This is a genomic window from Dactylosporangium sp. NPDC005572 (assembly GCF_040605515.1).
Taxonomy (GTDB): domain Bacteria; phylum Actinomycetota; class Actinomycetes; order Mycobacteriales; family Micromonosporaceae; genus Dactylosporangium.
Window position 1 is genome coordinate 1 of the sequence record NZ_JBEXCY010000416.1, and the last position, 3,369, is coordinate 3,369.

The 3,369-nt window shown below is 69.1% G+C and carries 3 protein-coding genes; 2 read left to right on the forward strand and 1 reads right to left on the reverse strand.

The features are described 5' to 3' along the window. Window positions 1-136 precede the first annotated feature (136 nt). Window positions 137-928, reverse strand: a complete 792-nt coding sequence (locus ABZS66_RS61080; protein ID WP_354774090.1) for an IclR family transcriptional regulator — start codon at window positions 926-928, stop codon at window positions 137-139. Window positions 929-1,137: 209 nt separating this feature from the next. On the opposite strand from ABZS66_RS61080, the gene ABZS66_RS61085 reads away from it, so the two are divergent. After that, entirely contained in the window at window positions 1,138-2,400 is a 1,263-nt protein-coding gene (locus ABZS66_RS61085) for an extracellular solute-binding protein (protein ID WP_354774092.1), read from the forward strand. Window positions 2,401-2,478: 78 nt separating this feature from the next. Beyond that, on the forward strand, window positions 2,479-3,360 hold the full coding sequence (locus tag ABZS66_RS61090; protein ID WP_354774094.1) for a sugar ABC transporter permease: 882 nt from the start codon (window positions 2,479-2,481) through the stop codon (window positions 3,358-3,360). Window positions 3,361-3,369: the final 9 nt, after the last annotated feature.

The window sequence follows — 3,369 nt, forward strand, 5'->3', positions numbered from 1 at the left end:
CTGTTTCCATCACCAACCAGGGGCCGACGTCAACCACCCCAGGTTAAAGATCAAGCTAAGGCCTGTTTCATAACTGGGGTCGGAGCGAGGCGGAATCTGGGCCCGCCGCAGCCCGGGCTCAGTTATGAAACAGGCCTTAGGGGGAGAGGGGGGCGATCAGGGGAGCGAGCCGTTCGGCGCAGGCCCGCAGCGCCGGCAGGTACTGCTGGGCGCGGTCACCGGAGGCGCCCGCGCGGGCCGAGGGCGTGGAGCAGCTCACGGCGGCGACGACGGCCCCCGACTCGTTGCGCACCGGCACGGCGACGCAGTAGAGGCCCACGGTGTACTCGCCGTCGTCCTCGGCGAAACCGTCGGCCCGCACGGTGGTGAGGCGGCGCAGCAGCGCCGCCTTGTCGCCGATGGTGCTCTTGGTGAACCGCTGCAGCGTGACCCCGGTCAGCCGGCGGCGCAGCTCCGCCGTGGGCAGGCCGGCCAGCAGCACCTTGCCCAGCGCCGTGGTGTGTGCGGGCAGCCGCAGGCCGACGCCGGAGACCAGCCGCAGCGGATGGTCGGACTCCTCCTTGGCCAGGTACACGTTGTCCAGCCCGTCCAGGACGGCCAGCTGCACCGTCTCGTTGAGCTCGTCGCGCAGCGCGCGCATCTGCGGTCCGATGAGGACGGTGATGTTCCGGTTGTGCGAGTACGCCTGGCCGACCTCCCAGGCGTGCAGCCCGACCCGGTAGACCCGGGAGTCCGGGTCCACGAACAGGTAGCCCCGCTCCGACAGCACCCGCAGCAGCCCGTGCAGGCTGCTGCGCGGCAGGTTCAGGGCGGCGCGGATCCCGCTCGCGTCGATCCCGTCGGCGTGCCGCGCGACCAGGTCCAGGATCTGCAGCACCCGCTCGGCCGACTTGATCGAGCCGGCCGGCGCCGCGGCTTCCTCGGCCATCGTTGCGTCCCCTTGTGTCCGTGAGGTGGGCCCCGAGCAGGGTGCCACACGCGTCTTTGCGTCAGCAACACACGTCGCTGAGCTGCATCGACTCGGCTGTGGTTCAGGTATATGAACAAGGGTTCCCATATCCGATCACCCCGTCTACAGTCGTGCACCAAGTCCCGAGTCCCACCCCACACATCCGACTGGCACAGAGGTGGACTGGAATGTCGATATACCGATCCGCACTTCTGGCGGCCGCTGTCGTGGCTTCACTGAGCCTGACGGCCGCATGCGGCGACACCGATGAACCCGCGACGTCCGCCCAGGACGGCGGAACCCTTGAGATCACCCACTGGGACCTGCTCGCACCGAGCTACGGCGCCAAGATGTGGGCGACCTTCCAGGGTTACCAGCAGCAGAACCCGAAGGCGACGCTGACCAAGCAGGAGATCACCCGAGCCGACTACGAGACCACCATCAAGACCCAGCTCGCCGCGGGCGGCGGGCCCGACGTGTTCGCCGTCGCCGACACGTTCCTGCCCGAGCTCGCCGAGGCCGGCGTGCTGGAGCCGCTCGACGGCGTCTTCGGCCCGGACGCGAAGCTCAACGTGACCAACGAGGGCGGCAAGTGGCGGGGCAAGCAGCTCGCCGTCACCGCGCAGATCGCGCCGTACGCCTTCCTGTGGAACAAGGACATCCTGGCCCAGGCCGGGGTCCAGCCGCCGACCACGCCCGAGGAGCTCGTCGCGGCGGCGAAGACCATCAAGGAGAAGACCGGCATCACGGGCTTCGCGGTGCGCCACCGCATCGCCGAGGAGAACCCGTGGTGGATCGACTTCAACAACTGGCCGCAGGGCTTCGGCGGCGGCTGGTCCGACGGGAAGACCCTCACCATCGACCGCCCGGAGAACGTCGCCGCGCTCAAGGCCTACAAGGCCGTCTACGACTCCGGCGCCTTCGCCGTGGGCGACGACGCGTCGACCTTCCGGACGAAGTTCAAGGAGGGCAAGCTGGCCATGCTGATCGACGCGACCGGCGCGCCGACCGCGATGATCAGCGACAAGGTGCCGGGCACCTCCATCATGTCGTCGAAGCTGCCGTTCCCGGGGAAGAACACCAGCCAGGTCGGCATCTACTTCGTCGTCAACAAGCACTCCAAGAACAAGGAGCTGGCCAAGGACTTCCTGCGCTGGCTGGTCCAGCCGCAGCCCCAGCAGCAGCTCTCCGAGGTCATCGGCAACGCCTCGACCGTGGCCGTCGACACGACCGTCCCCGAGGCGTACGTGAAGGCCAACCCGTGGGTCACCGCCTACCGGGAGAACGCGCCGTACTCGCACGACGCCGTGGTGGACGGGTTCGAGGCCAAGACCCCGCAGATCCGGCACATCGTCCTGCAGTGGATCGAGAAGGTCCTGCTGCAGAACGTCCCGCCCGAGGAGGCCCTCGCCAAGGCGGCCCAGGAGGCCAAGGCGGCGGTCGGGGGCTGACCCCGTAACAGACGCGGTAGGTGCTAGCTGGTGTCCAGCCAAGCGGCACCTACCGCGCACGGTCTCGGAAGGAGGTCCATGACCACCCGATCACGGCTCGCGCCGTACCTGTTCGTCGGCGGCGCGGCGCTCTACCTGCTGGTGTTCACCGCCACCCCGCTGCTGCGCGGGGCCCTGCTGAGCTTCACCGACACCAAACTGCTCAACCCCGACGGGGGCGAGTACGTCGGCCTGGACAACTACCGCGACCTGCTCGTCGACGAGCGGTTCGGGTCGTCGGTGCTCACCACGATCCTCTACACCGCCTGCACGGTCGCCGGCTCGCTGCTGCTCGGCACGGCGGCGGCGTTCGCGATCAACGACCGGTTCCGCGGCCGGGCCGTGGTGCGGGCCGTGCTGACGATGCCGTGGGCCGTGCCGTCGATCGCCGTCGTGCTCGTCTTCACCTGGATCTTCAACGTCGGTGACGGCGTCGCCAACCGCGGCCTCGCCGTCCTTGGCATCGGCGAGCAGGGCTGGCTCATCGACCCCGACCTCGGCCTGCTGTCGGTGACCGCGGTGAGCGTCTGGAAGGTGTTCCCGTTCATCATGCTCGTCGTCCTCGCCGCCCTCCAGTCGGTACCCGCCGAGGTGCGCGAGTCGGCCCGGGTCGACGGCGCCGACCGCCTCACCACGGTCAAGGAGATCGTCCTGCCGCACATCGCGCCGACCCTGCGCATCCTGGCGCTGCTCATGACGATCTGGTCGCTGCGCCGGTTCGAGATCATCTACCTGCTCACCGGCGGCGGGCCGGTCGACGCCACCAACACGCTGGTCATCAACGTCTACCGGGAGGCGTTCGCCAACTCCGACCTGGGCCGGGCGGCGGCCCTGGGGATGCTCGGCCTGTGCCTGTCGCTCGTGGTGACCGTCGTCTACTTCGTCGTCGAGCGGCGCTCGGCGCGGCGGGAGGCACAGTGAGGCGGCTGA